26 protein-coding genes are annotated in these 24,639 nt (G+C 74.8%); 15 read left to right on the plus strand and 11 right to left on the minus strand.

Annotated features, from left to right (window positions below):
* Positions 1 to 49 precede the first annotated feature (49 nt).
* From BJZ21_RS15545 to BJZ21_RS15560, 4 genes are all read left to right on the plus strand, one after another.
* A complete protein-coding gene (locus BJZ21_RS15545) occupies positions 50 to 967 on the plus strand; it encodes an ABC transporter ATP-binding protein (RefSeq protein ID WP_343052169.1) in 918 nt (305 codons plus the stop codon).
* Positions 954 to 1,814 (plus strand): ABC transporter permease, encoded by an 861-nt coding sequence (locus BJZ21_RS15550; protein WP_179664582.1) that lies wholly within the window; start codon positions 954 to 956, stop codon positions 1,812 to 1,814. The genes BJZ21_RS15545 and BJZ21_RS15550 overlap by 14 nt, the downstream gene beginning before the upstream one ends.
* A gap of 91 nt (positions 1,815 to 1,905) precedes the next feature.
* Positions 1,906 to 2,316 carry a hypothetical protein gene (locus BJZ21_RS15555; protein ID WP_179664583.1) on the plus strand — a complete coding sequence of 137 codons (411 nt, stop codon included), beginning with the start codon at positions 1,906 to 1,908 and terminating at the stop codon, positions 2,314 to 2,316.
* A gap of 92 nt (positions 2,317 to 2,408) precedes the next feature.
* A complete protein-coding gene (locus BJZ21_RS15560) occupies positions 2,409 to 3,746 on the plus strand; it encodes an AarF/UbiB family protein (protein WP_179664584.1) in 1,338 nt (445 codons plus the stop codon).
* On the opposite strand, the gene BJZ21_RS15565 is transcribed toward BJZ21_RS15560, so the two are convergent.
* Positions 3,709 to 4,923: an MFS transporter gene (locus BJZ21_RS15565; RefSeq protein WP_179664585.1), complete on the minus strand. Its 1,215-nt coding sequence runs from the start codon at positions 4,921 to 4,923 to the stop codon at positions 3,709 to 3,711. The two genes, BJZ21_RS15560 and BJZ21_RS15565, sit on opposite strands and share 38 nt — an antisense overlap.
* Before the next feature lie 52 nt (positions 4,924 to 4,975).
* Here BJZ21_RS15565 and BJZ21_RS15570 point away from each other — a divergent pair, with 52 nt between their 5' ends.
* On the plus strand, positions 4,976 to 5,884 hold the full coding sequence (locus BJZ21_RS15570; RefSeq protein ID WP_179664586.1) for a winged helix-turn-helix transcriptional regulator: 909 nt from the start codon (positions 4,976 to 4,978) through the stop codon (positions 5,882 to 5,884).
* Here the strand turns inward: BJZ21_RS15570 and BJZ21_RS21480 are convergent.
* The gene (locus BJZ21_RS21480) at positions 5,831 to 6,340 is read right to left on the minus strand and encodes a GNAT family N-acetyltransferase (RefSeq protein ID WP_179664587.1); all 510 of its coding nucleotides are present in this window, start codon (positions 6,338 to 6,340) and stop codon (positions 5,831 to 5,833) included. The genes BJZ21_RS15570 and BJZ21_RS21480 overlap by 54 nt on opposite strands.
* Entirely contained in the window at positions 6,337 to 6,858 is a 522-nt protein-coding gene (locus BJZ21_RS15580) for a DinB family protein (protein ID WP_179664588.1), read from the minus strand. The genes BJZ21_RS21480 and BJZ21_RS15580 overlap by 4 nt, the downstream gene beginning before the upstream one ends.
* Before the next feature lie 80 nt (positions 6,859 to 6,938).
* Here BJZ21_RS15580 and BJZ21_RS15585 point away from each other — a divergent pair, with 80 nt between their 5' ends.
* A complete protein-coding gene (locus BJZ21_RS15585; RefSeq protein ID WP_179664589.1) occupies positions 6,939 to 7,847 on the plus strand; it encodes a hypothetical protein in 909 nt (302 codons plus the stop codon).
* Positions 7,848 to 7,856: 9 nt separating this feature from the next.
* Here the strand turns inward: BJZ21_RS15585 and BJZ21_RS15590 are convergent, their stop codons facing one another.
* The 4 genes from BJZ21_RS15590 to BJZ21_RS15605 are packed head-to-tail and all read right to left on the minus strand — an operon-like array spanning position 7,857 to position 10,460.
* Positions 7,857 to 8,621, minus strand: coding sequence for a VOC family protein (locus BJZ21_RS15590; RefSeq protein WP_179664590.1), 765 nt, complete (start codon positions 8,619 to 8,621; stop codon positions 7,857 to 7,859).
* A gap of 35 nt (positions 8,622 to 8,656) precedes the next feature.
* A complete protein-coding gene (locus BJZ21_RS15595) occupies positions 8,657 to 9,031 on the minus strand; it encodes a pyridoxamine 5'-phosphate oxidase (RefSeq protein ID WP_179664591.1) in 375 nt (124 codons plus the stop codon).
* A gap of 23 nt (positions 9,032 to 9,054) precedes the next feature.
* On the minus strand, positions 9,055 to 9,684 hold the full coding sequence (locus tag BJZ21_RS15600; RefSeq protein ID WP_343052170.1) for a YigZ family protein: 630 nt from the start codon (positions 9,682 to 9,684) through the stop codon (positions 9,055 to 9,057).
* The gene (locus BJZ21_RS15605) at positions 9,681 to 10,460 is read right to left on the minus strand and encodes a sulfite exporter TauE/SafE family protein (protein WP_343052171.1); all 780 of its coding nucleotides are present in this window, start codon (positions 10,458 to 10,460) and stop codon (positions 9,681 to 9,683) included. Before BJZ21_RS15605 ends, BJZ21_RS15600 begins: the two co-directional genes overlap by 4 nt.
* Positions 10,461 to 10,493: 33 nt before the next feature.
* Here BJZ21_RS15605 and BJZ21_RS15610 point away from each other — a divergent pair, with 33 nt between their 5' ends.
* The 4 genes from BJZ21_RS15610 to BJZ21_RS15625 all read left to right on the plus strand — a co-directional run bounded on the left by BJZ21_RS15610 (position 10,494) and on the right by BJZ21_RS15625 (position 12,971).
* On the plus strand, positions 10,494 to 10,955 hold the full coding sequence (locus BJZ21_RS15610) for a helix-turn-helix transcriptional regulator (protein ID WP_179664593.1): 462 nt from the start codon (positions 10,494 to 10,496) through the stop codon (positions 10,953 to 10,955).
* Between the two features lie 36 nt (positions 10,956 to 10,991).
* Positions 10,992 to 11,417 (plus strand): VOC family protein, encoded by a 426-nt coding sequence (locus BJZ21_RS15615; RefSeq protein WP_179664594.1) that lies wholly within the window; start codon positions 10,992 to 10,994, stop codon positions 11,415 to 11,417.
* 48 nt (positions 11,418 to 11,465) lie between these two features.
* Entirely contained in the window at positions 11,466 to 12,317 is an 852-nt protein-coding gene (locus BJZ21_RS15620) for an ABC transporter substrate-binding protein (RefSeq protein ID WP_179664595.1), read from the plus strand.
* 267 nt (positions 12,318 to 12,584) lie between these two features.
* Complete coding sequence (locus BJZ21_RS15625; RefSeq protein ID WP_179664596.1) at positions 12,585 to 12,971, plus strand: DUF2695 domain-containing protein; 387 nt, start codon at positions 12,585 to 12,587, stop codon at positions 12,969 to 12,971.
* Positions 12,972 to 13,128: 157 nt separating this feature from the next.
* Here BJZ21_RS15625 and BJZ21_RS15630 read toward each other — a convergent pair whose 3' ends face one another.
* Together BJZ21_RS15630 and BJZ21_RS15635 are read right to left on the minus strand one after the other, a co-directional pair.
* Positions 13,129 to 15,177, minus strand: coding sequence for a vWA domain-containing protein (locus BJZ21_RS15630; RefSeq protein WP_179664597.1), 2,049 nt, complete (start codon positions 15,175 to 15,177; stop codon positions 13,129 to 13,131).
* Positions 15,170 to 16,573, minus strand: coding sequence for a magnesium chelatase ATPase subunit I (locus BJZ21_RS15635; RefSeq protein ID WP_179664598.1), 1,404 nt, complete (start codon positions 16,571 to 16,573; stop codon positions 15,170 to 15,172). Before BJZ21_RS15635 ends, BJZ21_RS15630 begins: the two co-directional genes overlap by 8 nt.
* A gap of 74 nt (positions 16,574 to 16,647) precedes the next feature.
* Here BJZ21_RS15635 and BJZ21_RS15640 point away from each other — a divergent pair, with 74 nt between their 5' ends.
* Positions 16,648 to 17,046 (plus strand): YchJ family protein, encoded by a 399-nt coding sequence (locus BJZ21_RS15640; RefSeq protein ID WP_179665738.1) that lies wholly within the window; start codon positions 16,648 to 16,650, stop codon positions 17,044 to 17,046.
* A gap of 120 nt (positions 17,047 to 17,166) precedes the next feature.
* Positions 17,167 to 17,655, plus strand: a complete 489-nt coding sequence (locus BJZ21_RS15645) for a CBS domain-containing protein (protein WP_179664599.1) — start codon at positions 17,167 to 17,169, stop codon at positions 17,653 to 17,655.
* Here the strand turns inward: BJZ21_RS15645 and BJZ21_RS15650 are convergent.
* A complete protein-coding gene (locus tag BJZ21_RS15650; protein WP_179664600.1) occupies positions 17,630 to 18,649 on the minus strand; it encodes a universal stress protein in 1,020 nt (339 codons plus the stop codon). The two genes, BJZ21_RS15645 and BJZ21_RS15650, sit on opposite strands and share 26 nt — an antisense overlap.
* Positions 18,650 to 18,783: 134 nt before the next feature.
* Between BJZ21_RS15650 and BJZ21_RS15655 the strand changes: the two genes are divergently transcribed.
* A complete protein-coding gene (locus BJZ21_RS15655; RefSeq protein WP_179664601.1) occupies positions 18,784 to 19,224 on the plus strand; it encodes a pyridoxamine 5'-phosphate oxidase family protein in 441 nt (146 codons plus the stop codon).
* Positions 19,225 to 19,237: 13 nt separating this feature from the next.
* Here BJZ21_RS15655 and BJZ21_RS15660 read toward each other — a convergent pair whose 3' ends face one another.
* Positions 19,238 to 19,837, minus strand: coding sequence for a CBS domain-containing protein (locus BJZ21_RS15660; RefSeq protein WP_179664602.1), 600 nt, complete (start codon positions 19,835 to 19,837; stop codon positions 19,238 to 19,240).
* Between the two features lie 150 nt (positions 19,838 to 19,987).
* Here BJZ21_RS15660 and BJZ21_RS15665 point away from each other — a divergent pair, with 150 nt between their 5' ends.
* On the plus strand, positions 19,988 to 22,816 hold the full coding sequence (locus BJZ21_RS15665; protein WP_179664603.1) for a bifunctional acetate--CoA ligase family protein/GNAT family N-acetyltransferase: 2,829 nt from the start codon (positions 19,988 to 19,990) through the stop codon (positions 22,814 to 22,816).
* The gene (locus BJZ21_RS15670; protein WP_179664604.1) at positions 22,813 to 24,438 is read left to right on the plus strand and encodes a GAF domain-containing sensor histidine kinase; all 1,626 of its coding nucleotides are present in this window, start codon (positions 22,813 to 22,815) and stop codon (positions 24,436 to 24,438) included. The genes BJZ21_RS15665 and BJZ21_RS15670 overlap by 4 nt, the downstream gene beginning before the upstream one ends.
* Positions 24,439 to 24,639: the final 201 nt, after the last annotated feature.

Genomic DNA, 24,639 nt, shown 5'->3' on the forward strand with positions numbered 1-24,639 from the left:
GGCGCCGTCCGTGGGGCCCGCTCGGGCTGCGCCCGACGTCGGAGCCGCGGTGCGGACCCGGGGCCTGACCAAGCGCTTCGGCCACCAGACCGCCGTGGACGGCATCGACCTCACGGTGCCGACCGGCGCCGTCTTCGGGTTCCTCGGGCCGAACGGCTCCGGGAAGACCACGACGATCCGGATGCTGCTGGGGCTCGTCACCCCGACCGCGGGCAGCGTCGAGCTGCTCGGGGAGCCGATGCCCTTGCGGGCCGGGCGGGCGCTCCCGCGGGTCGGGGCCCTGGTCGAGGGCCCGGCGTTCCACCCCTACCTCTCGGGGCGTGACAACCTCGTGCGCCTCGACGCCGCCGACCGGACCACCGAGCGGGGCACCGCCGCGCGGCGCATCGACGGGGCGCTGGACCGGGTCGGGCTGCTGCCGGCCGCGGGCAAGCGCTACCGCGCCTACTCCCTGGGCATGCGCCAGCGGCTGGCGATCGCGGCCGCCCTGCTGACCCCGAAGGACCTGATGGTGCTCGACGAGCCCACCAACGGGCTCGACCCGCAGGGCACCCGCGAGGTGCGCACCCTGATCGGGTCGCTGGCCGAGGACGGCACGACCGTGCTGGTGTCCAGCCACCTGCTCGCCGAGGTCGAGCAGGTCTGCACCCACCTCGGCGTCATGCACGTCGGCCGCCTGGTCGCCCAGGGGACCGCCGCGGAGCTGCGCGGGGACCGCGAGGTCGAGGCGAGCATCGAGACCGACCGGCCCGAGACCGCCGCCGCGGTGCTGCGCGAGCTGGGGCTGGCCGACGTGCGCGTCGTACGCCGGCGCGCGGTCGGCCGGCTGGCCGGGGTCGCGCCGGAGAGGGTCGTGTCCGCCTGCGTGCAGGGCGGCCTCGCGGTCACCGGCTTCGCCGTGGACGCGCCGACGCTGGAGGACGTGTTCGTCTCGCTCACCGGGGAGGGCTTCGATGTCAGCGGCTGAGGCGGCCCCCGCCCGGCCGGTGGCCGGTCGCGGCCCCTCGCCGCGCTTCCTGCTCTCCGAGCTGCGGCTGATGCTCCGCCGGCGGCGCAACCTCGCCGGCCTGCTGGTGCTGGCCGGCGTGCCGGTGCTGATCGGGGTCGCGGTCCGGCTGCAGGCCTCCCGCCCGGGCCGCGACGCCCCCGACTTCTTCCGCTCGATCACCGACAACGGCCTCTTCGTGGCGCTCGCGGCGCTGACCATCGAGATGGGCCTGTTCCTGCCGCTGGCCGTCGCGGTGGTCGCCGGCGACTCGGTGGCCGGCGAGGCGAACCTCGGCACGCTGCGCTACCTGCTCGCGGTGCCGGTCTCGCGGCCGCGGCTGCTGGCGGTGAAGTACGCCGCGATCGTGGTCGGCGCGTTCACCGCCACCTTCCTGGTGTCGGTCACCGGGATGGTGGTGGGGCTGCTGCTGTTCGGCGGCGGGCCGATGACGCTGCTCTCGGGCACCCAGGTCGGCTTCGCCGAGGGCGCGGGCCGGGTCGCGCTCGCCACGGCGTACCTCGCCTGCGGCATGGCCTCGCTCGGCGCGGTCGGCCTGTTCGTCTCCACGCTCACCGAGCAGCCGATCGGCGCCACCATCGCGATCCTGGTGTTCAGCACCGCCAGCTTCATCCTCGACACGATCCCGCAGGTCTCCTGGATCCACCCCTACCTGATCACCCACAACTGGACCGCGTTCGGCGACCTGTTCCGAGATCCCGTCGCCTGGGGCGGCCTCGCCCACGGCCTCTACGTGGCGGCGGCGTACGCCGTGGTGTTCCTGCTCGCCGCCTGGGCGCGGTTCGCCGGCAAGGACGTCACGAGCTGAGCCCGTGCCGGGACCGGGGCGGGTCCTTCGACCACCCAGCACGTGACCCCCTCCCCGTCACCGGGACGATCCCGCGACGCAGAGTCGAGGCATGGAGACACGCATCCGAACCCGCCGGACCGCCGGCGCCCTCGTCGCACTCGCCGCCGCCGCCGGCCTGGCTGTCCCGGCCGGCGCCCAGGCCGCCGCCCCCACGCTGATCCCGAGCCGCACCACCGTGCACACCGACGACACCACGCCGACCGCGGGCGTGCGCTTCCACCTGTTCGGGGCCGTGTGGTCTCAGGGCGAGCGGGTGCCCGCGACGGTCCGCGTGAAGACGTTCCGGCAGGGCCACTGGCAGCAGCTGCCCGGCGCGGTCCAGCAGACCAACCGCAACAACCGCTACCGGCTGCACATCGCCCTGCAGATGACCGGCGAGCGGATGCTCAAGGTGATCGGCGACCCGCGCGACCCCGACATCGCCACCTCGAGCACCACGATCACCGTCACCGTGCACTAGGCCAGGCTCGTCGGACCCTCCGGCGACCATCGGCTCGGTAGCATCGAGTCGATGTCTCACTCCTGGCTCAGGCACGCGTGCGGGAGGGTGTCGTGAGCGACCTCCCGCGCAACGCCGCGCGACGAACGGCGCGGCTCGCCGCGCTCCCGCTCGGGTACGCCGGGCGCAGCGCGCTCGGACTCGGCAAGCGCCTGGGCGGCAAGCCCGCCGAGGCGGTGATGACCGACATCCAGCAGCGCACCGCCGAGCAGCTCTTCCGCACCCTCGGCGAGCTCAAGGGCGGCGCGATGAAGTTCGGCCAGGCGCTCTCGGTGCTCGAGGCGGCGCTGCCCGACGAGGTCGCCGGGCCTTACCGCGACCAGCTCACCAAGCTGCAGGACTCCGCGCCGCCGATGCCGACCCAGACCGTGCGCGAGGTGCTGGCCCGCGACCTCGGCGAGGACTGGCGCGAGCGCCTGGTCTGGCTCGACGGCGGTCCGTCCGCGGCCGCCTCGATCGGGCAGGTCCACAAGGGCCGCTGGCACGACGGCCGCGAGGTCGCGGTCAAGGTGCAGTACCCGGGCGCCGGCGACGCGCTGCGCTCCGACCTGCGCCAGCTCGCCCGGCTGGCGCGCACCGTCGGCAGCCTGGTGCCCGGCGTCGACATCAAGCCGCTGATCGCCGAGCTGCAGGCGCGGGCCGAGGACGAGCTGGACTACCACCTCGAGGCGGCGGCGCAGACCGCCTTCCACGAGGCGTTCCGCGACGACCCCGGCATCGTGGTGCCGGCCGTGGTCGAGGTGGGCGCGGCGGTGCTGGTCACCGAGTGGCTGGAGAGCCCCGCCTCGCTGGCCACGATCATCGCCGACGGCACCCAGGAGGAGCGCGACCACTACGGCGAGCTGCTGGTCCGCTTCCTGTTCTCCGGCCCGGCGCGCACCGGCATGCTGCACGCCGACCCGCACCCCGGGAACTTCCGGATCATCCCCGACGCCGCGGGCCGGCCCGGGCAGCTGGGGGTGCTCGACTTCGGCGCGGTCGCCCGGCTCCCCACGCGCGGCCTGCCCGAGGCGATGGGCCGGCTGATCCGGATCGCCTCGGACGAGGACGAGGACCAGCTGGTCGAGGGCCTGCGCGCGGAGGGCTTCATCAAGGACGGGATCACGGTCGACCCGCACCTGCTGCTGGAGTACCTCGGCCCGTTCGTGGAGCCGACGCAGGTCGAGCGGTTCCGGTTCTCGCGGGAGTGGATGCGCACCCAGTTCGCGCGGATCAACGACCCCCGGGCACCGTCGTACACCGTGGCGATGAAGCTGAACCTGCCCCCGGCGTACCTGCTCATCCACCGCACCTGGCTCGGCGGCGTCGGCCTGCTCAGCCAGCTCGAGGCCGAGGCGCCGTTCCGCGCGATCCTCACCGACTACCTGCCGGGCTTCGCCGAGCCGGTCTGATCCCTCGGGACGCTCCCACCCCCGGGCCGCTGCGGGGCCGGGTCCGGCCGGAGGCGAGGACGGCGTACGCCGCGACCAGGGCCGCGAGGCCGCACGCCGGCCAGAGCAGGCCGGGGGCGAGCGCATAGACCGCGGTGCCGACCGGAGCCGCGAGCATCGTGCCGCTGGTGGAGGCACCGGTGTAGAGCCCCTGGTACTGGCCGACCAGGTGGTCGGGCGCGGCATCGAGCACGTGCGCGGTCGCGGTCGTCTTGTAGAGGATCTCGCCCGCGGTGAGCACGACCATCGCGAGGATGGTCGTGCCTGCGGAGACCGGCAGCGCGAAGAGAGCGAAGCCGACGCCGACGAGGGCGTACCCCAGCGCGATGATCGGGTGCGACGGGAACCGCCGCAGCCGGAGCGCCACGGGGATCTCCAGGAGCAGGATCAGCCCGGAGCCGATCGCGATCAGCGCGGTGTAGAGCCCCACCGGCTGCCCGGCGTCGCGCAGGTGGATCGGCAGCGTGGTGTAGAGCTGGCGATAGACGACGTCCACGAGCACGACCGCGGGCAGCAGCCCCATCAGGGCCCGGTCGGCGCGCAGCGCCCGCCACAGGCTCGGGCCGTCGCCACGACCGGTGGCCCGCTGCTGCTCGCGCGGCAGGCTCCGCGCGACCGTGAACCGCACCGCGAGCGTCATCAGCCCGTCGACCACGAACAGCGCCTCCCAGCTGTGCGCCACGAGCAGCGCGCCCAGCGGCGGGCCGAGCACGAACCCGGCGTTGGAGGCGGCCCGGCCGATGGCCACCGCCGTCCGACGGTCGCCCCGCTGGACGGCCAGCGCGCTCAGCGCGCCGTTGGAGACCGCCGCCGTGGCCGAGAGATAGGCCAGCCCCGGCAGCGCGACGGCCAGCACCGGGACCGGCAGCCACGGGACCACGGCCACGCCCAGGCCGGCGACGGTCGAGCACCCGACCAGCGTGCGGCGGTGCCCGAACCGGTCCCCCCACCGGCCGCCGGTGAAGTTCCCGACCAGCATGCCCACCCCGTAGGCGCCGGCCACGACGCCGGCCACCGGCACCGCCAGCCCGCGCGGGCCGGAGAGGTAGAGCGTCAGGAACAGCATCAGGAAGGAGCTGGCCGAGCTCGCGAACCGACCGGCCGCCAGCACCCACACCACCCGGGGGACGTCCCGCACGCCACTCTCCTCGCGGTCAGTTTCTTTTGGAGACGCAGTCTAGGGTGAGGCCATGACCCGGCGCACCCCCGAGGACGACTGCGGGGTCGCGCACGCCGTCGGGGTGCTCGGCGACGCCTGGTCGGTGCTGGTGCTGCGCGACGTCGCGCGGGGCCACCGGCGCTTCGAGCAATTGCTCGAGAGCGGCATCTCCCGCAAGGTGCTGGCCCAGCGGCTGGCCGGGCTGGTCGAGGCCGACGTGTTGCGCCGGGTCCGCTACCGGGAGCGGCCGGAGCGCTTCGAGTACGTCCTGACCGCGCGTGGCCGCGCCGCGCTGCCGGTGCTCGCCGCGCTGCAGGAGTGGGGCGACACCTGGCTGCTCGGCGACGGGTCGACCAGCGCCACCGCCTCCGCCGAGACCGCCGAGGCACACCGCGTCGCCGCCCTGGTCGGTCGGACGGTGCCCGCCCTCGACCCCGACCCGCTCGGACCGGCCGGCGCGGCGTACGCCGTGCTCTACTGCTACCCCGGCTCGGCGCTGGCCGGCCTCGACGACGTGCCGGGTGGGGCCGGCTGCACGCTGGAGTCCTGCACCTACCGCGACCGCCTCGACGACTTCGCCGCGCTCGGCGCCCGGGTGCTCGGGGTGAGCACCCAGCGCCCCGAGGAGCAGGCGGAGTTCGCGCGCCGGAACCGGATCCAGTTCCCGCTGGTTTCCGACCTGGACCTGGGCCTGGCCACCGCGCTGCGGCTGCCCACCTTCCGGCTGCACGGCACGCCGCGGCTCAAGCGGATCACCCTCGTCGTCGACCGGGACCGCGTGGTGCGCGGCACGCTGTTCCCGATCCGCGACGTGACCGGCAGCGTGGAGGACGCCCTGACGCTGGTCCGCGCGGCGGTCGCGGCCGACTCGCCGGCTCCGAGGCGCTCAGGCCAGGGGAAGGTGCATCACGTGCAGCCCGACGTACCCGTGCGCGGGTGAGCGGAAGGCGCCGGGCACGGTGCCGACCACCTCGAACCCCAGCGAGCGCCACAGCGCGACCGCGGCGGTGTTGGTCTCGACCACCGCGTTGAACTGGATGCCGCGGTAGCCGCGCCCGCGGTGCCAGGCCACCGCGTGCTCCCCCAGCGCCCGGCCGACGCCGCGGCCGCGGGCCTCCGGCGCGACCATGAACGACGCGGTGCCGACGTGGTCGCCGTGCCCGGGCCGGTTCGGGCCCATCTTGGCGCTGCCGAGGATCCGGCCGTCGTCCTCGAGCACCACGGTCTCGCCCGGCGGTCGCTCCATCCACCAGCCCCGACCGGTCTCGGCGGTGAGGTCGAGGGGGAACGCGTAGGTCTCCCCCTCCTGCACGGTCGCGTCGAAGAACGGCCAGATCCGCGGCCAGTCCTCGTCGGTCGCCGGGCGGATCCGCGGGTCGGGAACGCGGCCGCTCACTCGCCCGTCCGCCCGTCGATCGACTCGCGGATCAGGTCGGCGTGGCCGTTGTGGCGGGCGTACTCCTCGACCATGTGCACGATGATCCAGCGCAGGCTGAACGCCAGCCCCTCCCGGCCGGTGCGCTGCGAGAGCGTCGCCCAGTCCTCGACCGCGGCGACCACGGCGTCGGAGGCCGTGCACGCCCGGTCGAACAGCCCCCGCAGGTCCTCGGGGCTGTCCGCCCCGGCGCTGTGCCAGTCCCAGTCGGCGTCGGCCCGCCAGTCCACCGACGCCCACGGCTCGGCGTACTCCCGGCCGAGGAAGACGCACTCGAACCACCAGTGCTCCACGAAGGCGAGGTGCTTGAGCATCCCGCCGAGGGTCATCGTCGAGGGGGCGTGCGTGGCGGCGAGCTGCTCGGCCGTCAGCCCCTCGGTCTTCAGCCGCAGGGTGTCGCGGTGGAAGTCCAGGAAGCCCACCAGCGTGGCCTTCTCGTCACCGGCCAGGGGCGGGTCGACGCGCTCGGAGGTGGTCATGGCGCCACGCTATGGGCGCGTCCCGACACCGAGCCAGCGGTTTCGCGGACAGCGGTGCGTCCCGGCCCCACAATCGGGGCATGGTGGGATGGGGGATCTGGACGCTGCTGCTGGCGGTGCTGCTCGGTGGATGGGTGGCGCCCGCCGACACCCACTCGGCCAGTCCGGGTTCGGGCTCGTCCGCTGAGGCCTCGACCATGCCGTCTCCCGGGCCGGCGCCCGGGCCGGCGCACACGTCGTCGTCCGCGCCGCCGCTCGTCGCCCCGGCTGCGCCGCAGTCCTGGCACGGCTTCGCGCCGGACGCCGACGGCACCCTGGTCCGGATCGCCATCGACGACGGGTACGGCAGCGCGATGCTCAGCCTCTCCAGCGACGGCCGCGTCGTGCGGGTGGGCGACACCTCGGTGAACGCCACCCGGGACGCGTTCGTGACCTGGCGGGTCTCCGGCGCGGGTCTGGACCGGGCGCTGGGTGAACTCGCCCGGCTCGGGATCCTCGACGCGGAGCCGGGGGCCTTCGGCCAGGGCGGGGTCACGCCGTCGGGCCGGTCGGTGGCGTTCTTCTTCGGCGCGGGGGGCGTGGTCTCCGGGTCGGAGGAGTCGCCCCGCTTCCCCTCGCTCTGGCGGACCGCCACCCGGCTGGCCGACCCCACGTCGTACGCCGACGACCTGGTGTCCGGTCCCGAACCGTGGGTGCCGGACGAGATCGGGCTGCTCTTCAGCCGGCCCGACGCCGCCAACCCCTACCCGATGGCCGCGTGGCCCTTCGACGAGCCGATCGAGCAGATGGCCGTCCCGGCCCCCGCGGGGTCGCCGGGCGAGCTCGCCGTGTGCCTGAGGGGCGAGGACGCCGCGAAGCTCTTCGCGGCGCTACCGGGCGGTGTGGTCGGCGTGTTCCGCTGGTCGGACGGCACCGCCACCTGGAGCGCGCGGGTGGACGTGACGACGCCCGGCTACCGGCTCTACGGCAGCGGGTGCGACCCGGTCTAGCCGGCGAGGTCAGGGCGTGCGTTCGGCGAGGCAGTACGCCGGGCCGGCTGGTGGATGCAGCACCGTCCAGCCACGCGGGTCCGGGTCGAGCACAGTGGCGCCGAGCTCCTCGTGGCGTGCCGTCTCGGCGGCCCGGTCGGTGGTGGCGAGGCCGAGATGCGCCCGCACCGGGCCGGTCGGCTCCTCCAGCCGCCGCAGGAGGAACCGGATCGGCAGCCGGTCGTCGCGCCCGAGCCGCGCGAACTCGTCGTGCCCGTCCCGCCCGGTCAGCGCCCAGCCGGTCAGCTCGCTCCAGAAGCGGCACTCCCCGGCGTACGGCGACGCGGGGACGTCGAGACAGACCTGGTCGACCGCCGAGTGGTGCCCACCCGGCCAGCGGACCGGGCGCGGCCGCTGAGAGGCAGGTCCCCGGACCAGGCAGAAGACGAACCCGCCTGGGGACTCCAGGACGAGGTAGCCCTGCGGCGGGCGGCCCACCACCCGGGCGCCGAGGGACCCGGCACGGCGGACGGCTCGGTCGAGGTCGACGACGTGCAGGTCGAGGTGGATCCGGGACGCTCCGCCGCCCAGCCGCTGGACGCGCAGGTAGTCGTCGCCGTCCCCCGGCAGCAGCGTGACGAACTCACCGCGCTCGCCGCGCGCCGGCGACCGGTCGTAGCCGGTCACGCCCTGCCAGAACGCCACCGCCCGCCCGTGCTCCTCGGGCGCGAGGTCCAGGAACGCGGTGATCCAGAAGGGCCCGACCGGCGTGGACGCGTCACAGGCAGTGGTCACCGGCAAGCCGTCCGATCGCCCGGACCTGCCCGGAGTCAGCCGACCGGGTGGCAGTCGTTGCCGCAGCCGCCGGGCGCGGGCGGCCCGTCGGCGTGCGCGGCCGGCCGGTGCAGGACCGCGTGCGAGGGCACCACGCGGACGTCGTCGCCGTCCACCTCGGCGGTGCCGTCGACGAGCAGCGTGAAGCCGTGCTGCACCAGCGGCGGGAACAGCACGGTGACGTCCGGGTTCGAGCCGATGTTCGCGCACGAGCCCTTGCCCGGCCCGGAGACCAGCAGGGCGCCGTCGCGGACCCAGGGCTCGACGGTCACGGCCTTGACCCGCGCCTGGTCGGAGACGGTCAGCAGGTAGCCGGCGCCGAAGTCGCTCAGCGCCCTCGCCAGGTCGGCCACGTCGACGGGGATGCTCATGGCCCGAGGCTACGCCGCGGCCCTCAGCCCCGGTCGACCCACCGCGCGCCGGCCTCGACCGCGGTGGCGGTCCCACCGGTCAGCTCCGCCACCAGCGCGTGCAGCCGCTCGACCTCGGCCACCGGCACCCCGAGGCGAAGCACCACGGTCGCGGCGTACGTCGTGTCGAGGACCGCGATCCCCCGGGCCCGCAGGTCGCTCTCGACCCGGCCGGCGTCGGCGTGGCCGACCTCGAGCTCGAGCTCGCGGAGCAGGTCGCGGCGCAGCGTGCCGGTGGCGTCGAGACCGGCGCGTACGGCGTCGCCGTACGCCCGCACCAGCCCGCCGGCGCCGAGCAGCGTGCCGCCGAACCAGCGGGTGACCACCGCGACCGCGTCGCTGACCCCGCGTCCGCGCAGCACCTCCAGCATCGGCGCGCCCGCGGTGCCGGCCGGCTCGCCGTCGTCGCTGGACCGCTCCACCGCGCCGTCCGGGCCGAGCACGAACGCCGAGCAGTGGTGCCGCGCGTCCCAGTGGGTGCGGCGCAGCCGGTCCACCACGGCCCGCGCGGACTCCTCGTCCTCGACCCGGACCAGGGTGCAGAGGAACCGGGACCGCTTGACCTCGATCTCGGCCTCGCCGTCCCGCGCGAGGGTGAGGTAGGAGTCGGTCACCACACCCCCGCGAGGCCCCCGCCGATGCGCACGATGAACGCGGTGACGACCGCGATGAAGAAGATCCGCACGAAGCGCGTGCCGCGGGCGACCGCCGTACGCGCACCGAGGTAGCCGCCGGCGAGGTTGCAGGCCCCCATCACCAGGCCGACCTTCCACAGCACCCCGCCCTGCGGGACGAAGATGCACAGCGCGGCCAGGTTCGTGGCCCAGTTGGCCAGGCGGGCCTTGGCCGAGGCCTCGAGGAAGGAGTAGCCGAGCAGGCCGACGAGCGTGAACACGAAGAAGCTGCCGGTGCCCGGGCCGAGCGCCCCGTCGTAGAACCCGATGCCCAGGCCGGTCAGCATCGCCGCCATCGTGTGCCGGTGACCGGAGAAGCGCAGCGCGGTGGTGCCGCCCAGGCTCGGCCGGAACAGCACGTAGCCGCCGACCAGGACCAGGGCCACCAGCACGAGCGGCTCGAAGGCGGCTTCCGGGATGTGGGCGGCGACCACCGCGCCGAGCGCCGAGCCGGCGAACGCCAGCAGCATCAGCGGGCCGAACGTGCGCGGGTCGGGCCGCACGCGCCGGTAGTAGGTCGCGCTGCTGACGCTGGTGCCGCAGATCGAGGCGAGCTTGTTGGTGCCGAGCACCTGCACGGGGCTCGCTCCCGGCAGCCCGAGCAGGATCGCCGGGAGCTGGATCAGGCCGCCGCCGCCCACCACCGCGTCGACGAACCCGGCCATCAACCCCGCCCCACCCAGCAGCAACATCGTCGGAAGCGAGGGATCGACCACCGCGCCACCCTAGGTCGAGGGATACTGCTGGTGATGACCAGCCTGCCGATCGAACGCCACCTGCTACGCGCCCGGGACCTCGCCGACCGTGCCTTCGCCGACGGCGTCGACGTCGAGGCGATGGCCGCCGCGGCCGGGCTCAGCCGCGCCCACTTCTCGCGGGCGTTCAAGCGGACCTTCGGCCAGTCGCCGCACGTCTACCTGCTCACCCGACGCCTGGAGCGCGCCGCGTCGCTGCTGCGGCACACCGACCGCTCGGTCGCCGAGGTGTGCATGGCCGTCGGGCTGACCAGTGTGGGCTCGTTCACCACCACCTTCTCGCGCACCTACGCGATGAGCCCGACGGCCTACCGCGCGGCGTACCCCCCGGCGACGGCGTACGCCGTGGTCCCCGCCTGCGTCCGGCGACTGTACGGGCGGCCCGGCCACGTGCCCGTGCCACCCGCTTCCGATCCAGCACGTTCGGAGAAGACCGGGCCCGTTTCACGCGCCTAGTGTCGAGGTCGAAGACCTGCCAACGAGAGGAAGACCATGATCAAGCTCGACGCCGTCCAGATGTGGGTCCACGACCAGGACGAGGCCCTCGACTTCTACACCCGCAAGCTCGGCATGGAGCTGCGCCAGGACGTCACCCTGCCGGAGATGGGCGACTTCCGCTGGCTGACCGTCGGCACGCCCGACCAGGAGGTGGAGGTCGTGCTCATGTCGGTGCCCGGCCCACCCATGACCGACGAGGCGACCGGCCAGGAGATCCGGAGCCTGGTCGCCAAGGGGTTCGCCGGCACGCTGTTCCTCGGCACCGACGACTGTCAGCGCAGCTACGACGAGCTGACCGCCCGGGGCGTGGTCTTCACCCAGCCGCCGGAGGTGCGGCCCTACGGCATCGACGCGGGCTTCCGCGACCCCTCGGGCAACTCCGTGCGGCTCACCCAGACCACCGGCGTGGCGGTGCCCTGAGCCGGTCCCCTGCCGGGGTCCCTGCCGAGCCGCGCCTAGGCTGGGGCGGTGCGGATCGTGTCCCTGCTGCCCTCGACCACCGAGATCCTGTTCGCGATCGGGGCCGGCCCGGACGTGATCGGCGTGACCTTCGAGTGCGACCACCCGGCCGAGGCGCGGACCCGGCGGATCGTGTCGACCTCGGCGATGCCGGCGGGGCTGACGCCGGCGGAGATCGACGCGTTCGTCAGCGGGGCGATGGCGCGGGGTGAGGACCTCTACCACCTCGACGCGGGCGCGCTGGCCGATCTGGACGCCGACCTCGTGGTGACCCAGGACCTGTGCGCGGTCTGCGCCGTCGACGTCTCGGTGGTCGACGACGCGCTGGCCCACCTGGGGTGCACCGCGGAGGTGCTCACGATCGACCCGCACACGATGGACGAGGTGTTCGGCTCGATCGAGGCGCTGGGCCGGGCCACCGGTCACGAGGCCGAGGCCACGACGCTGGTGGGGTCGCTGCGGGGCCGGCTGGACGTCGTACGGCGCCGCGTCGCCGGCCGGTCGCGGCCCCGGGTGATGCTGCTGGAGTGGACCGACCCGCCGTTCGCGCCGGGCCACTGGGTGCCGGAGATGATCGAGGCGGCCGGCGGCACGCCGCTGCTGGCCGAGCCGGGCGCGAAGTCGCAGCGGGTGACCTGGCAGGCGGTGCACGCGGCCCGCCCCGAGGTTGTCGTGGTCGCGCCCTGCGGCTATGACCTCGCCGGCGCGACCGCGCTCGCCGACGACCTCGTCGCCTCGGGCGTCCTGCCCCCGGGCGTACCGGTGCACCCGGTCGACGCCAACGCCGCCTGGGCCCGCCCCGGCACTCGCCTCGTCGACGGCGTCGAGGAGCTCGCGGCGATCCTCCACCCCCATCGTTGAGTTGGGCCCCGCACCGGGTTGAGTTGGGCCCCGCACCGCGTTGAGTTGGGCCCCGCACCGCGTTGAGTTGGGCCCCGCACCGCGTTGAGTTGGGCCCCGCACCGCGTTGAGTTGGGCCCCGCACCGGGTTGAGTTGGGCCTTCCGCCGGGCAACTCGGCCGAGCGACCACAGCCGAGCGGGATGACGCTGCCGCCGGCCTCCTCCGCAGCCGGATGTCGGTGCTCCTCGGTAGACCTCCGGGCAGGTCGTCGGAAGCGGAGGTCGGGATGGACGAGATGACGCTGGTGGAGCAGCTCGAGGCGGAGCTGCGGGTGGTGGCCGACGCAGCGACGCTCCCGGGCAGGTCGGAGTGCCTGGCCTGCTACGTGGCGCGGATGCTCGAGGAGTTCGGCTGCAACACGACGCTGCGGTGGTCGCAGCGGTTCCGGGAGCTGAGATCCCCCACGGCCACCGGGCTGGAGCGACGGCTCGGCGGCATGGGCGGATTCTGCGACTGCGAGATCTTCCTCAACGGCCTCCGGCTCGCTCGGCCGATGCTGGTCCGCGACGTGCACACCGACGAGGTCGAGCCACCCGAGGAGCTGCCCGCCTGCGCCGGCGTACGCCGTACCTCCACGCGCTGGTGCGCCAACTGGGAGCGCCACCAGTGCTGACCCGGCGGGAAGCCCAGCTCAACCCGACGCGAGGCCCAACTCAACCCGACGGGAAGCCCAACTCAACCCGGCGGGAAGCCCAACTCAACCCGGCGCGAGGCCCAACTCAACCCGGCGCGAGGCCCAACTCAACCCGGCGGGAGGGCCAACTCAACGTTCAGTCGCCCACCCAGAAGCCGCGGCCGCCGAACCAGTCTCCGTAGGGATCGCCGAAGGTGGAGCGGGAGCCGCGGGAGCCGAGGTAGGACCCGACGACGGCGGCGCCGAGGTCGTCGAGCTCGGGGGCGACGACCCGGCCGTCGACCCGGCGCGCCATCGAGTCGATGAACCGGGCCAGCCCGGGGTCCTCGCCGAGCCGGAAGAACGTGGTCTGCGCGCCGAGGCGGCCGGCGTTGTCGAGCTCGCGCACGCCGTAGGCGACGGTCAGCGGGTGCGGCGGGTAGGAGAAGAACACCTCGCCGTCCGGCTCGAGGTGCGACGTCGGCTCGCCGTCGGTCACGACGAGCAGCACCGGCTGGGCGTTCGGGTGCTTGCGGAAGTGCCGGTTGGCGAGCAGCAGCGCGTGGTGCAGGTTGGTGCCCTTGTCCCACATCGCGTCGAGCGCGGTGAGCTGCTCGATCTCCATCACCTCGGCGTGCCGGCCGAAGCCGATCAGCTGCAGGTGGTCGCCGCGGAACCGCGAGCGGATCAGCGTGTGCAGCGCGAGCGCGGTCCGCTTCATCGGCACCCAGCGCCCGTCCATCGCCATCGAGAACGACGTGTCGACCAGCAGCGCCACCGCCGCCTGGGTGCGGGCCTCGGTCTCGGTGACCTCGACGTCGCCGATCTCCAGGCTTACGGCGCGGCGGGCGTCGCCGCCCTCGGCGACCGTGCGGACGACCGCGTTGGTGACCGTGCGGGTCACGTCCCACGGCTCGGTGTCGCCGAAGGCCCACTCGCGGGTGGCCCCGGACAGCTCCCCGGCCGCGCCGGCCTGCCGCAGGTCGCGCTGACCCTGCCGTCCCGACATCCGCTGGGCCACGTCGCGGAGCAGGGCCTTGCCGAGCTGGCGCATCGCCTTCGGGCTGAGCCGGAGCTCGCCGTCGCTGCCGCGCTTCATGTAGCCGGTGTCGCGCAGCGCCTTCTCCAGCCGCTGCAGGGTCTGCGCGTCGACCGCGGCCTCGTCGCCGAGCTGGCGCGCCAGCTTATCGAGGTCGAGGTCGTCCATCCGCGCGCCCTCGTAGGACTGCGAGAGCTGCTCGGAGAGCTCGTCGAGGTCGGCGAGGTCCTGGAACACGCCGGTGCCGTCGCCCAGGCCCAACCCCTCGGAGCCGGACATCTGCTCCGCGCCGCCCCAGTCCTCGCCGGGGCGCAGCGCCTGGAGGTTCGCGTCGAGCTGGCCCAGCGCGTCCATCAGCTCCGGGGAGCCGAACGCCTGCGCGGAGAGCTGCATCAGCTCCTCGCGCTGCTCGGGCGACATCGAGTTCAGCATCCGCTGCGCCGCCGCGGCCCGCTGGGCCAGGGAGTCGAGCAGCTCCTCGATGTTCGCCGGCCGCTCGGGGAAGAAGTCCCCGTGCTTGTCCATGAACTCCTCGAAGTCGGCCTGGGTGTCCTCGCCCAGCCGGTGCTTCTCCAGCAGCCCGTTGAGGTCGGCCAGCATCTCGTTGACCGCGGCGCGGTCCTCGTCGGTGGCGTTCTCCAAGGCCTGCTTCATGCCGGCGAACCGCTGGTCGAGCAGCTCCCGCCCGAGCAGGTCCTTGATCCTCTCGTAGTCCTCCCGGGCCTGCCGCGAGGACCAGTCGTAGTCGGCCAGCTCGGAGACCGCGGCGGCCGTCGACGGCGGCAGGCCGTCGAGCTGCATCTGCCGGAAGGCGCGATCACCCTCGTCCATCATCGGGTCGCGGGCCAGCTGCTTGCGCTCCTCGAGCACCGCCCGGTCCAGCAGCTCGCGCACCTCGGTCATGGTGCCGTCGAGGTGGTGCCGCTGCAGCAGCTCGCGCCGCCGCTCGGCCACCCGCCGGGCCAGGTCGTCCAGGCCGGTCTGGTCCCGGCCGCCGCGGCGCAGGAACTCCTGCATCGCCCGCTCGGGCGAGTAGCCGGCCATCACGTCCTCGCCGATCGCGTCCAGCGCCTCGGCCAGGTCGACCGGCGGGGCGAGCGGGTCCGGGCCGCCGGCGTACCGCCCGTAGCGGGAGCTGTGCCCGTGGCCGGGCCGGCGGCTAGCCATAGACCGTCTCCCCGCCACCGGTCTCCTTGCTGACCTTGCGGGCCAGGTAGAGCCCCTCGAGCGCGAGTTCGATCGCCCCCGCGCGCCGGCCGTCGGTGGTGGCGTCGAGCCGGTCGCAGACCTCGTCGTAGAGCTCGGACTCCCCCAGCACCGGGAGGCCGGTGAGGAAGTCGCGCGCGGTGACCTGCTCGCCGGTCGTGACGAGCGAGCCACGCTCGATCGCGTCGACCAGCACCGCGAAGTCGAGGCCGCGGAAGTGCTGGCGCACGGTCTCCGCGGTCGCGGTGCGAAGCAGGTGGGTGAGGATCTCGGTCTCGCGGCCCTCCTCGCCGGTCTCGAACTCGATCTTGCCGCCCAGCACGTCCACGGCGGTCTCCAGGTCGACCACCCGGGCCACCGCCTCGTCCTCCCCCTGGGAGGTGGCGCGGTGCAACGCCGCCGCGGCGATCGTCTCCGCACCGGCGATCGCGAACCGCGCAGAGACGCCCGAGCGCTGGTCCACCGAGCTCGAGGAGCGCAGCGCCCGGGTGAACCGGGCGAGCACCTCGACCAGGTGGTCGGGCACGTCGGCGACCAGGTGCGCCTCCTGGCGGATCACCGCGACCTCGTCCTCGAGCTCGGTCGGGTAGTGCGTGCGGATCTCGGCGCCGAAACGGTCCTTGAGCGGCGTGATGATCCGGCCGCGGTTCGTGTAGTCCTCGGGGTTCGCGCTGGCCACCACCAGCACGTCCAGCGGCAGCCGCAGCACGTAGCCGCGGATCTGGATGTCACGCTCCTCCATCACGTTGAGCATCGCGACCTGGATCCGCTCCGCGAGGTCCGGCAGCTCGTTGATCGCGACGATCCCGCGGTGGGAGCGCGGGATCAGGCCGAAGTGGATGGTCTCGGGGTCGCCCAGTGACCGGCCCTCGGCCACCTTCATCGGGTCGACGTCGCCGATCAGGTCGGCCACCGAGGTGTCCGGGGTGGCGAGCTTCTCGGCGTACCGCTCGTCGCGGTGCCGCCAGTCCACCGGGAGATCGTCGCCGAGCTCGGCCGCCCGCCGGCGGCTGGTGACCGTGATCGGCTCGTAGGGGTGCTCGCCGAGCTCGCTGCCGGCGATCACCGGCGACCACTCGTCGAGCAGCCCGACCAGCGTGCGCAGCAGCCGGGTCTTGCCCTGGCCGCGCTCCCCGAGCAGGACGACGTCGTGGCCGGCGATCAACGCCCGCTCCAGCTGCGGGATCACCGTGTCCTCGAACCCGTGCAGGCCCGGCCAGGGGTCCCGGCCCTCCCGCAGCGCGGCGAGCAGGTTGTCGCGGAGCTCGGTCCGGAGCGCCTTCTGCTCGTGGCCGGAGGCCCGGAGCGCCCCGACGGTGGCGATGGTCGGACGTGTGCTGGTGGAAGCAGAGGTCACCACTTCACGCTACGACGCCCCGTCAAGCGCCCCGGGCCGGTGCGCGTCACGGTTCCCGCTACGGTGCCACCGTGATGAGCCTCCAGCAGCGCTGCCCGTGCGGCAGCGCGGCGACGTACGACGGCTGCTGCGGCCGGCTGCACCGCGGCGCGGCCGTCGCGGGGACCGCCGAGGAGTTGATGCGCTCGCGCTACTCGGCGTACGCCGTGGGCCACCTCGGCCACGTCTTCCGCACCTGGCACCCGCGCACCCGGCCCGAGGACCTGACACCGGACCCGGCGCTGACCTGGACCGGGCTCGAGGTGCTCGCCACCACCGGCGGCGGCCCCGACGACGAGACCGGCACGGTGGAGTTCGCGGCCAGCTACGAGACACCGGCCGGGCCGGGCGTGCTGCGCGAGCGCAGCCGGTTCGAGCGTCGCGCCGGTCGCTGGGTCTACGTCGACGGCGACCTCGACCCGTCCCGCGGCTGACCGGCGGCCGCCCCTCGGCCGGCCCCAGAGCGGGTCCCAGAGCGGGCCCTGGAGCGGGCGCGCGGACAGGAGTGACCTTCTCCTCTGACGAGCACGCCGGAGGGGGCCGACCGTGAGGTCGTGATCGACCCCGAGCGCGAGCTGGCGGCCCCGCCGGACCTGCCCGAGCCACCCGACGACGCGGCCGGCGAGCCCCTGGTGGCCGACATCATGAGCCGCCGGCTGGTGGCGGTGCGCTCCGACGTCGACCTGATGGTGGCGGTCGACGTGTTCCTGCGCCACGCCGTGCGGCACCTGCTGGTCGTCGACCCCGACCGCACGTTCCGCGGCCTGCTCTCGGCCGAGCACGTGCTCGCGGCGATCGCGACCACCGGCGGCGGCCGGCCCTCCGTGGGCGCCCACGTCGGCGGCCGGCCGCCGCGGGTCCGGCGTGACGCGACCGTGCGCGAGGCGGCCGAGGTGATGCTGGCCGAGCTCGTCGACGCGTTGCCGGTGGTGGACCACGACGGCCGGGTGGTCGGCCTGGTCACCTGGACCGACATCGTCGCCCTGGTGGCCGGTCACCACCTGGGGGCGCGTCGCGTCACGCCGGCACGTCGGGTGCGCTGAGCTCCTCGACCGCCCCCGTGTCACTGGCCGTGTCCCGGGCCGTGTCCGCCGCGGTGTCCGGCGTCGCCTCGGCCGGCACCGCCACGTCGGGCTCGGGCACCACCGCGACGATGCAGGACGCGTGCTCCAGCACCGTCGAGGCGACCGAGCCGTAGACCAGGCCCGCCAGCGGCCGCATCGGGTGGTAGCCGACCACGACCAGGTCCATCTGCTGGGAGAGCCGGACCAGGGCGTCGTCGGCCAGCCCGCGGGCCAGCTCCAGGCGCACGCTGACGTCGGGGAACTTCTCGGTCATCCCGCTCACCGACTCGGCCAGCAGCAGCCGCTCGTCCTCCACGCCCTCCTCCCCCGCCGCCACGATCCGCGACGCGGCCGAGACGCCCGCGGCGTCCCAGAAGCAGTGCAGGACCGTGAGCGGCAGCCGGCGCAACGACGCCTGCCGGTAGGCGAACTCCAGGGAGGCGCGGGAGCGGGGGGTGCCGTCCGCACCGACCAGCACGCCCCGGCGTACGACGCCGACGTTGCGCGGCCGCAGCACCACCACCGGGCAGGCGGCGTGCCGGGAGACCCCCGCGCTGACCGAGCCGAGCACCAGGCTCCGCACCGGACCCCGGCCGCGGGACCCGAGCACCACCATGGTGGCGTCCTGGGAGAGCTCCAGCAGCGCCTCGCGGGGATCGACCATGCGCAGCACCTCGCGCACCTCCAGGTGCGGGTGCCGGCGCAGCGCCCGCTCGCGCGCGCGGTCGAGCAGGTCGTGGCCGTCGCCCCGCATGGCCTCGAGGATGTCGCGCCGGTTCACCCCGGCCTGGTCCAGCCAGGCCGTCCCGCTGGTCCCCATCGGGCCGAGCGCGTGGACCAGCGTGAGCGTCCGGTGCTCCAGCGCGGCCTGCTCGGTGGCCCAGTCCAGCGCCTGGTCGGACGGCTTGGAGCCGTCGACCCCGACGACGACGGTGCCGGCCGGGGTCACCGGGTCGTGCCTGTTGCTCTCCATGGTGGTCACCTTGGTCCGGGCGCCACCCAGCGGGCAGGGCGCATCGGGCAGGACGACAGGACCATCGGCCCTGACCGCTCCCGCGCGCCGGCCGGGAGCATGAGGGCCGGGAGGACGAGACGAAGGGGCTGGACGTGCAGGAGCTCATCGACCTGGACCGCGAGGAGTGCGAGGCCCTCCTGCGCGCCGGTGTCGCCGGGCGGATCGCGATCGCCACGCCCACCGGGCCGCACATCATCCCGGTCAACTACTCGGTCGTCGACGACGCGATCGTCGTCCGGACCTCGCCGTACAGCCTGCTCGGCAGCTACGGCCGCGACACCACGCTGGCCTTCGAGGTCGACCAGTTCGACTACGACGAGCAGCGCGGCTGGAGCGTGGTGGCCCGGGGGCGCGGCGACTTCGTCACCGACATCGACGAGCTGGACCACATCCGCGAGGTGTGGGCGCCGCAGCCCTGGGTGGGCGGCTCCCGGACGCTCTACCTGCGACTTCGCTGGACCGAGCTGTCCGGGCGGCGGGTGGGTGCCGGCTGGGACGCGTTGAGCCGGATGCCGGCCCGGCGCAGCCTGTGAGGGCGCCGCAGGGTCAGGCAGGCGAAGGCCGTCCGAACCGGACCCCCAGCACGCCCCGGACCGTGCTGGCCAACACCCGGGCCAGGTCCTGGTCGCGGGCGTCGTCGAGGCCGTCGAGCACCACCACGCCCTCCTCCACCTGCACCGCGCACGCGAGGCCGGCCGCGCGCACGAGGTCCTCGACCTCGGCGGCGATCCGGGCGTCGCTGCGGGCGAGCACCGCGACCACGTCCCGGCGGCTGACCACCCCGACCACCACGCCGTCGCGCAGCACCGGCAGGCTCTTGACCGCGGTCCCGGACATCAGCTCGACGGCCACGGTCAGGTCGGCGTCGGCGCGCACGCTGAGCGGGACGTGGCTCATCAGGTCCGCGACCCGGTGCGGCGAGGGGCCGGACGTCACCGGCACCGGGATCTCGTGGGCGCGGGGGTCGGGTGGCACCGCCCCGCGGATCAGGTCCGCCTCGCTGACCACCCCGACCAGGGCCCCGGCCGCGTCGACGACGGGCATCGCGGTGATCCCGTGCTCGGCCAGCAGCCGCAACGCCGCCTTCGCCGAGACCTCCGGCGCCACGGTCACCGCCGGGCTGGTCATCAGCTCGTGCACCAGCATGGAGCCTCCCCCTCCCCGGGCCTCCCCTGCGGCCTGCCCGGCTGCTCCCAGCACAGCCGCCGGCCGACCCCGCGGGGAGGGGCCGAAGCCACGGCGCGCGAGGCACATCGGCCCTGTGTCCCGGGCGGCCGCGCCCCGGAGGATCGCTGCATGACCGTGCACCCTGCGTCCGGGCAGCGGCGCGCGCGCTCCGGGGGACGCCTCGACCCGCCGGCGCCGGAGGCGCCGGCGCGCGGACTCGTGCTGCCTCCCCCGGGCCCGCCCCCGGCGGACGTGCTGCTCGCCGACGGCACCGTCGCCTCGGTGCGCTCGGTACGCCCGGAGGACCGGCCGGGCCTGGAGGCGCTGCACGACGAGGTCTCCGACGCCAGCCTGCGGCTGCGGTTCTTCGCCACCAGCCGGCGGGCCGGGCGGGAGTACGTCGCCCACCTCTTCGAGGGCGGGGGCGCGGACACCATCGCCTGCCTGGTCGCGACCGTGCACGGCCGGATCGTGGCGCTGGCCACCGCGGAACGGGTCGACGCCGACGTCGCCGAGGTCGCCTTCCTGGTCACCGACACCCTGCGCGGCCGTGGCGTCGGCAGCCTCCTGCTGGAGCACCTGGCCGCGGCGGCGCGGGACCAGGGCGTACGCAGGTTCCTCGCGGAGGTGCTGGCCGAGAACACCCCGATGCTGCGGGTGTTCCTCGACGCCGGCTTCGAGGTCGCGCGGCGCACCGAGGAGGGCACCGTCCACGTCGAGATGGGCACCGCCGCCTCCGCGCGGGCCGTCGCCACCGCCGACGAGCGCGAGTTCCGGTCCGAGGCCCGGTCGCTGGCCCCGCTGCTCTACCCCGCCACGGTGGCGGTGGTCGGGGCGCGCGGGAACGGCACCGGGGTCGGCGCGGCCGTGCTGCGCTCGATCCGCTCCGGCGGGTACGCCGGGGACCTCTGCCTCATCCACCCGCAGGCCGGCCGCGGACCCGGCCGCGAACCGGGCCGCGAACCGGGCGGGCCCGGCCCGGGTGACGGCGTCCCGTCGTACCCCAGCCTGGCCGAGGTGCCCTGGCACGTCGACCTGCTCGTGGTGGCCGTGCCGGCCCCCCGGGTGCTGGACACGATCGACGAGGCCGCCCGGGCCGGCGTCTCGGCGGCCGTGGTGATCTCCTCCGGCTTCGAGGAGCTCGGCGGCACCGGCACCACCATCCAGCGGGAGATGCTGCACCGGGCCCGCGAGCACAGCATGCGGCTGGTCGGGCCCAACTGCCTCGGGCTGATGGCCAACCACCCCGACATCCGGTTGAACGCCACCTTCAGCCCGGCGGTGCCGCCACCCGGGGGGCTGGCGATCGCCTCCCAGTCCGGGGGCGTGGGGATCGCGCTGATCGACGTCGCGCGCGAGCTCGGCCTGGGCATCGGGTCGTTCGTCTCGCTCGGCAACAAGGCCGACGTGTCCGGCAACGACCTGCTCGCCGCCTGGTGGGACGACGACCGGGTGAGCGCCGCGGCGCTCTATCTCGAGTCGTTCGGCAACGCCCCGAAGTTCTCGCGGGTGGCGCGCCGGTTCTCCGAGCGCAAGCCGCTGCTCGCGGTGGTCGGCGGCCGCTCCGCGGGCGGCCGGCGGGCCGGGGCCTCGCACACCGCGGCCGCCACCACCCCGGGCGTGGGCGTGGACGCGCTGTTCGCGCAGGCCGGCGTGATCGGCTGCCGCAGCGCCGAGGAGATGGCCGAGACCGCGCTGGTGATCGCGGAGCAGCCGCTGCCCGCGGGCCCGCGCCTGGCGATCCTGAGCAACGCCGGCGGCCTGGGCGTGCTCGCGGCCGACGCGGCCGACGGCCACGGGCTGGTCGTGCCCGAGCTGTCGGCCGGGCTGCGGGCCCGCATCGGTGAGCACGTCTCCGGCACCACCGGCACCAGCAACCCGGTCGACGCGGGGGCCGGCGCCACCGCCGACGACCTGGCCGCGATGGCCGGCGCGCTGCTCGGCTCGGACGAGGTCGACGCGCTCGTGGTGGTGCTGGTGCGCACCAACGTCACCGACACCGGTCCCATCGTCACCGCCCTGGGCCGGGCGCGGGCCGCCCACCCCGACAAGCCGATGGTGCTGGTGCCGATGGGCGGCCTGGACTCGCGGGACGCCGCCCGCTCCGGCGTCACCGTGCTGCGCTCCGGCAGCGCCGCGGTGCGCGCGCTCGGCCACGCCAACGCCTATGCCGCCTGGCTGCGGGTGCCGCACGAGGACCCGCCGACCACCGACGAGGAGGTCGTGGCCGCCACCCGTCGCCTGGCCAACGAGCTGCTCGAGGGCATGACGGAGGGCGGCGGCTGGCTGGGGGTCGAGCAGGTGACGCGGCTGCTCGAGCCCTACGGCCTGCTCCCCACCGGCACCCTCGTGCACAGCCCGCTGGCCGCCTCGGCAGCCGCGACCCGGATCGGCTTCCCGGTCGCGGTCAAGGTCGCCGACCAGCGCGTCGTGCACAAGACCGACCGCGGCCTGGTCCGGGTGGGGCTGGAGTCCGCGGTCGAGGTGGTCGCCGCCGCCCGCGACTTCGAGGCCGAGCTCGGGCACGACGAGGTGCCGATCCTGGTCCAGCCCGTCATCAGCGGGGTCGAGGTGGCGCTCGGCGTCGTACGCGACCCCGGGTTCGGACCGCTGGTCATGGTCGCCGCCGGCGGGGTGGCGACCGACCTGTGGAACGACCGGGCCTTCCTCGTGCCCCCGGTGAGCAGGGCCGATGCGGAGCGGGCGCTGCGCTCGCTGCGGATCTGGCCCCTCGTCGAGGGCTATCGTGGGTCACCGCGCGGCGACATCGACGCACTGGTGGGGCTCGTCGTCTCACTGGGCGCCCTGGCCGCCGACCTGCCCGCGCTCGCCGAGCTCGACCTGAACCCCGTGGTCGTGACGGCCCAGGGCTGCTCGCTGGTGGACGTCAAGGTCCGGCTGGCCGCGGCCCCCGAACTCAACGCGGGGATCCCCCGCCAGCTGAGGAGCCCCCGATGACCGCCCACCTCGCCCCGACGGCCGACGGCTACGCCCCGCCGCCGGGGGCGCACTCCGCCGCACCGGCGCTGCCCGGTGCCGCCCAGGCCCTGCTCGACGCGGTGCTCAGCGTCGCCAGCGACCTCGACCTCGGTGCCGTGCTCGGCCGGCTGGTCGAGTCCGCGACCGAGCTCACCGCGGCCCGGTACGGCGCCCTCGCCGTCGTCGGCCCCGACGGCAGGACGCTGGTGGACCTGGTGACCAAGGGGGGCGACGAGGACCTCCGGGCCACCTTCGCGCGCCACCTGTCCTCCGGCACCGGGATCGTCCCGATCACCGACCAGAGCGAGGAGGTGCTCCGGCTGGACGACCTGACCACCCATGCCCGGTTCCGGGGCTTCCCCGAGGGGCTGCCGGCGGTGCGCACGTTCCTGGGCATGCCGATCCGGATCCGGGGCACGCTCTTCGGCCACCTCTACCTCGCGGAGAAGGCCGGGGGCACCGCCTTCACCGAGCAGGACGAGGTGCTGGTCCACGGGCTGGCCGCGGCGGCCGGCTTCGTCATCGAGAACGCGCGCGCGTACGCCGCCAGCGAGCGACGCCGCCGTTGGCTCGAGGCCTGGGCCGACCTCGCCGACGAGCTGCAGCCCCCCGCCGGGCTCGATGACGCCCTCCACCGACTGGTCCGGACGGTCCGGACCGTCTCCGGCGTGCTCGCGGTCGCTGTCCTGCACCCGGGCCAGGACGACGGGCGCACGATCTCCAGCGATCGGCTCGACCGGGGCGTCGTGGACTCGGTGCTCGACGAGGTCGAGCGCGCCGGGTCGGGCCGCGAGGTGGTCTCGTTCCAGGTCGGTGAGCTGTGCGTGCTCGCCGTACCTCTGCGGTCGCACCTGGCGCCCCCGAGCGTGCTGGTCTCGGTCTGTGACCGGACCGCCTGTCCCGGCCGGGCCGAGGAACGCGAGCTGCTGACCTCGTTCGCCGACCAGGCGGCCCTCGCGCTGGACCGGATCGCGGCGTACGCCGACCGCGAGGAGCTCGCGGTCATCTCCGACCGTGAGCGGATCGCCCGGGACCTGCACGACACCGTGATCCAGCGGCTCTTCGCCACCGGGCTGCAGCTGCAGGGCACCGCGCTGCTCACCAGCCGGCCGGACGTCGCCGAACGCCTGGAGCAGGCCGTCTCCGACCTCGACCTGACCATCCGCGACATCCGCGGCACGATCTTCGAGCTGCAGCACCGGCACGCCGGCTCCGTGCGTGCCGAGATCCGCACGGTGGTGGACGAGTACGCCCCGGCCCTGGGCTTCCGCCCCGTCGTCCGCACCTCCGGGCCCGTCGACACCGTCATCACCGCCACCGTGCGCGCCCGGCTCGTGGCCGTGCTGCGGGACGCGGTCGCCGACGTGGTGGAGCGTGCCGACGCGACGGCGGTGGAGGTGGAGCTCGCGGTGGTCGGCTCCGAGGTCCGCCTGACGGTCTCCGACGACGGTCACGACGGCCCGGCCGCGGCGCGAGTGGAGCTGCTCGAGACCAAGCTCGGCCAGGCGCGGCGGCAGGCCCTCGCGCTCGGAGGGGACCTCCAGGTCCTGCCCCACGAGCCGACGGGGGTCTCGGTCGTCTGGCACGCACCGGTCGGCTGACACCCCAGGCCACGCCGAGTCGGCGCTCGTTGACACCCCAGGGCACGCCGAGTCGGCGCTCGTTGACACCCCCAGGGCCCGCCGAGTCGGCGCTCGTTGACACCCCAGGGCACGCCGAGTCGGCGCTCGTTGACACCCCCAGGGCCCGCCGAGTCGGCGCTCGTTGACACCCCAGGGCCCGCCGAGTCGGCGCTCGTTGAC

This window comes from Nocardioides panaciterrulae, assembly GCF_013409645.1.
GTDB classification, from domain to species: Bacteria; Actinomycetota; Actinomycetes; order Propionibacteriales; family Nocardioidaceae; genus Nocardioides; species Nocardioides panaciterrulae.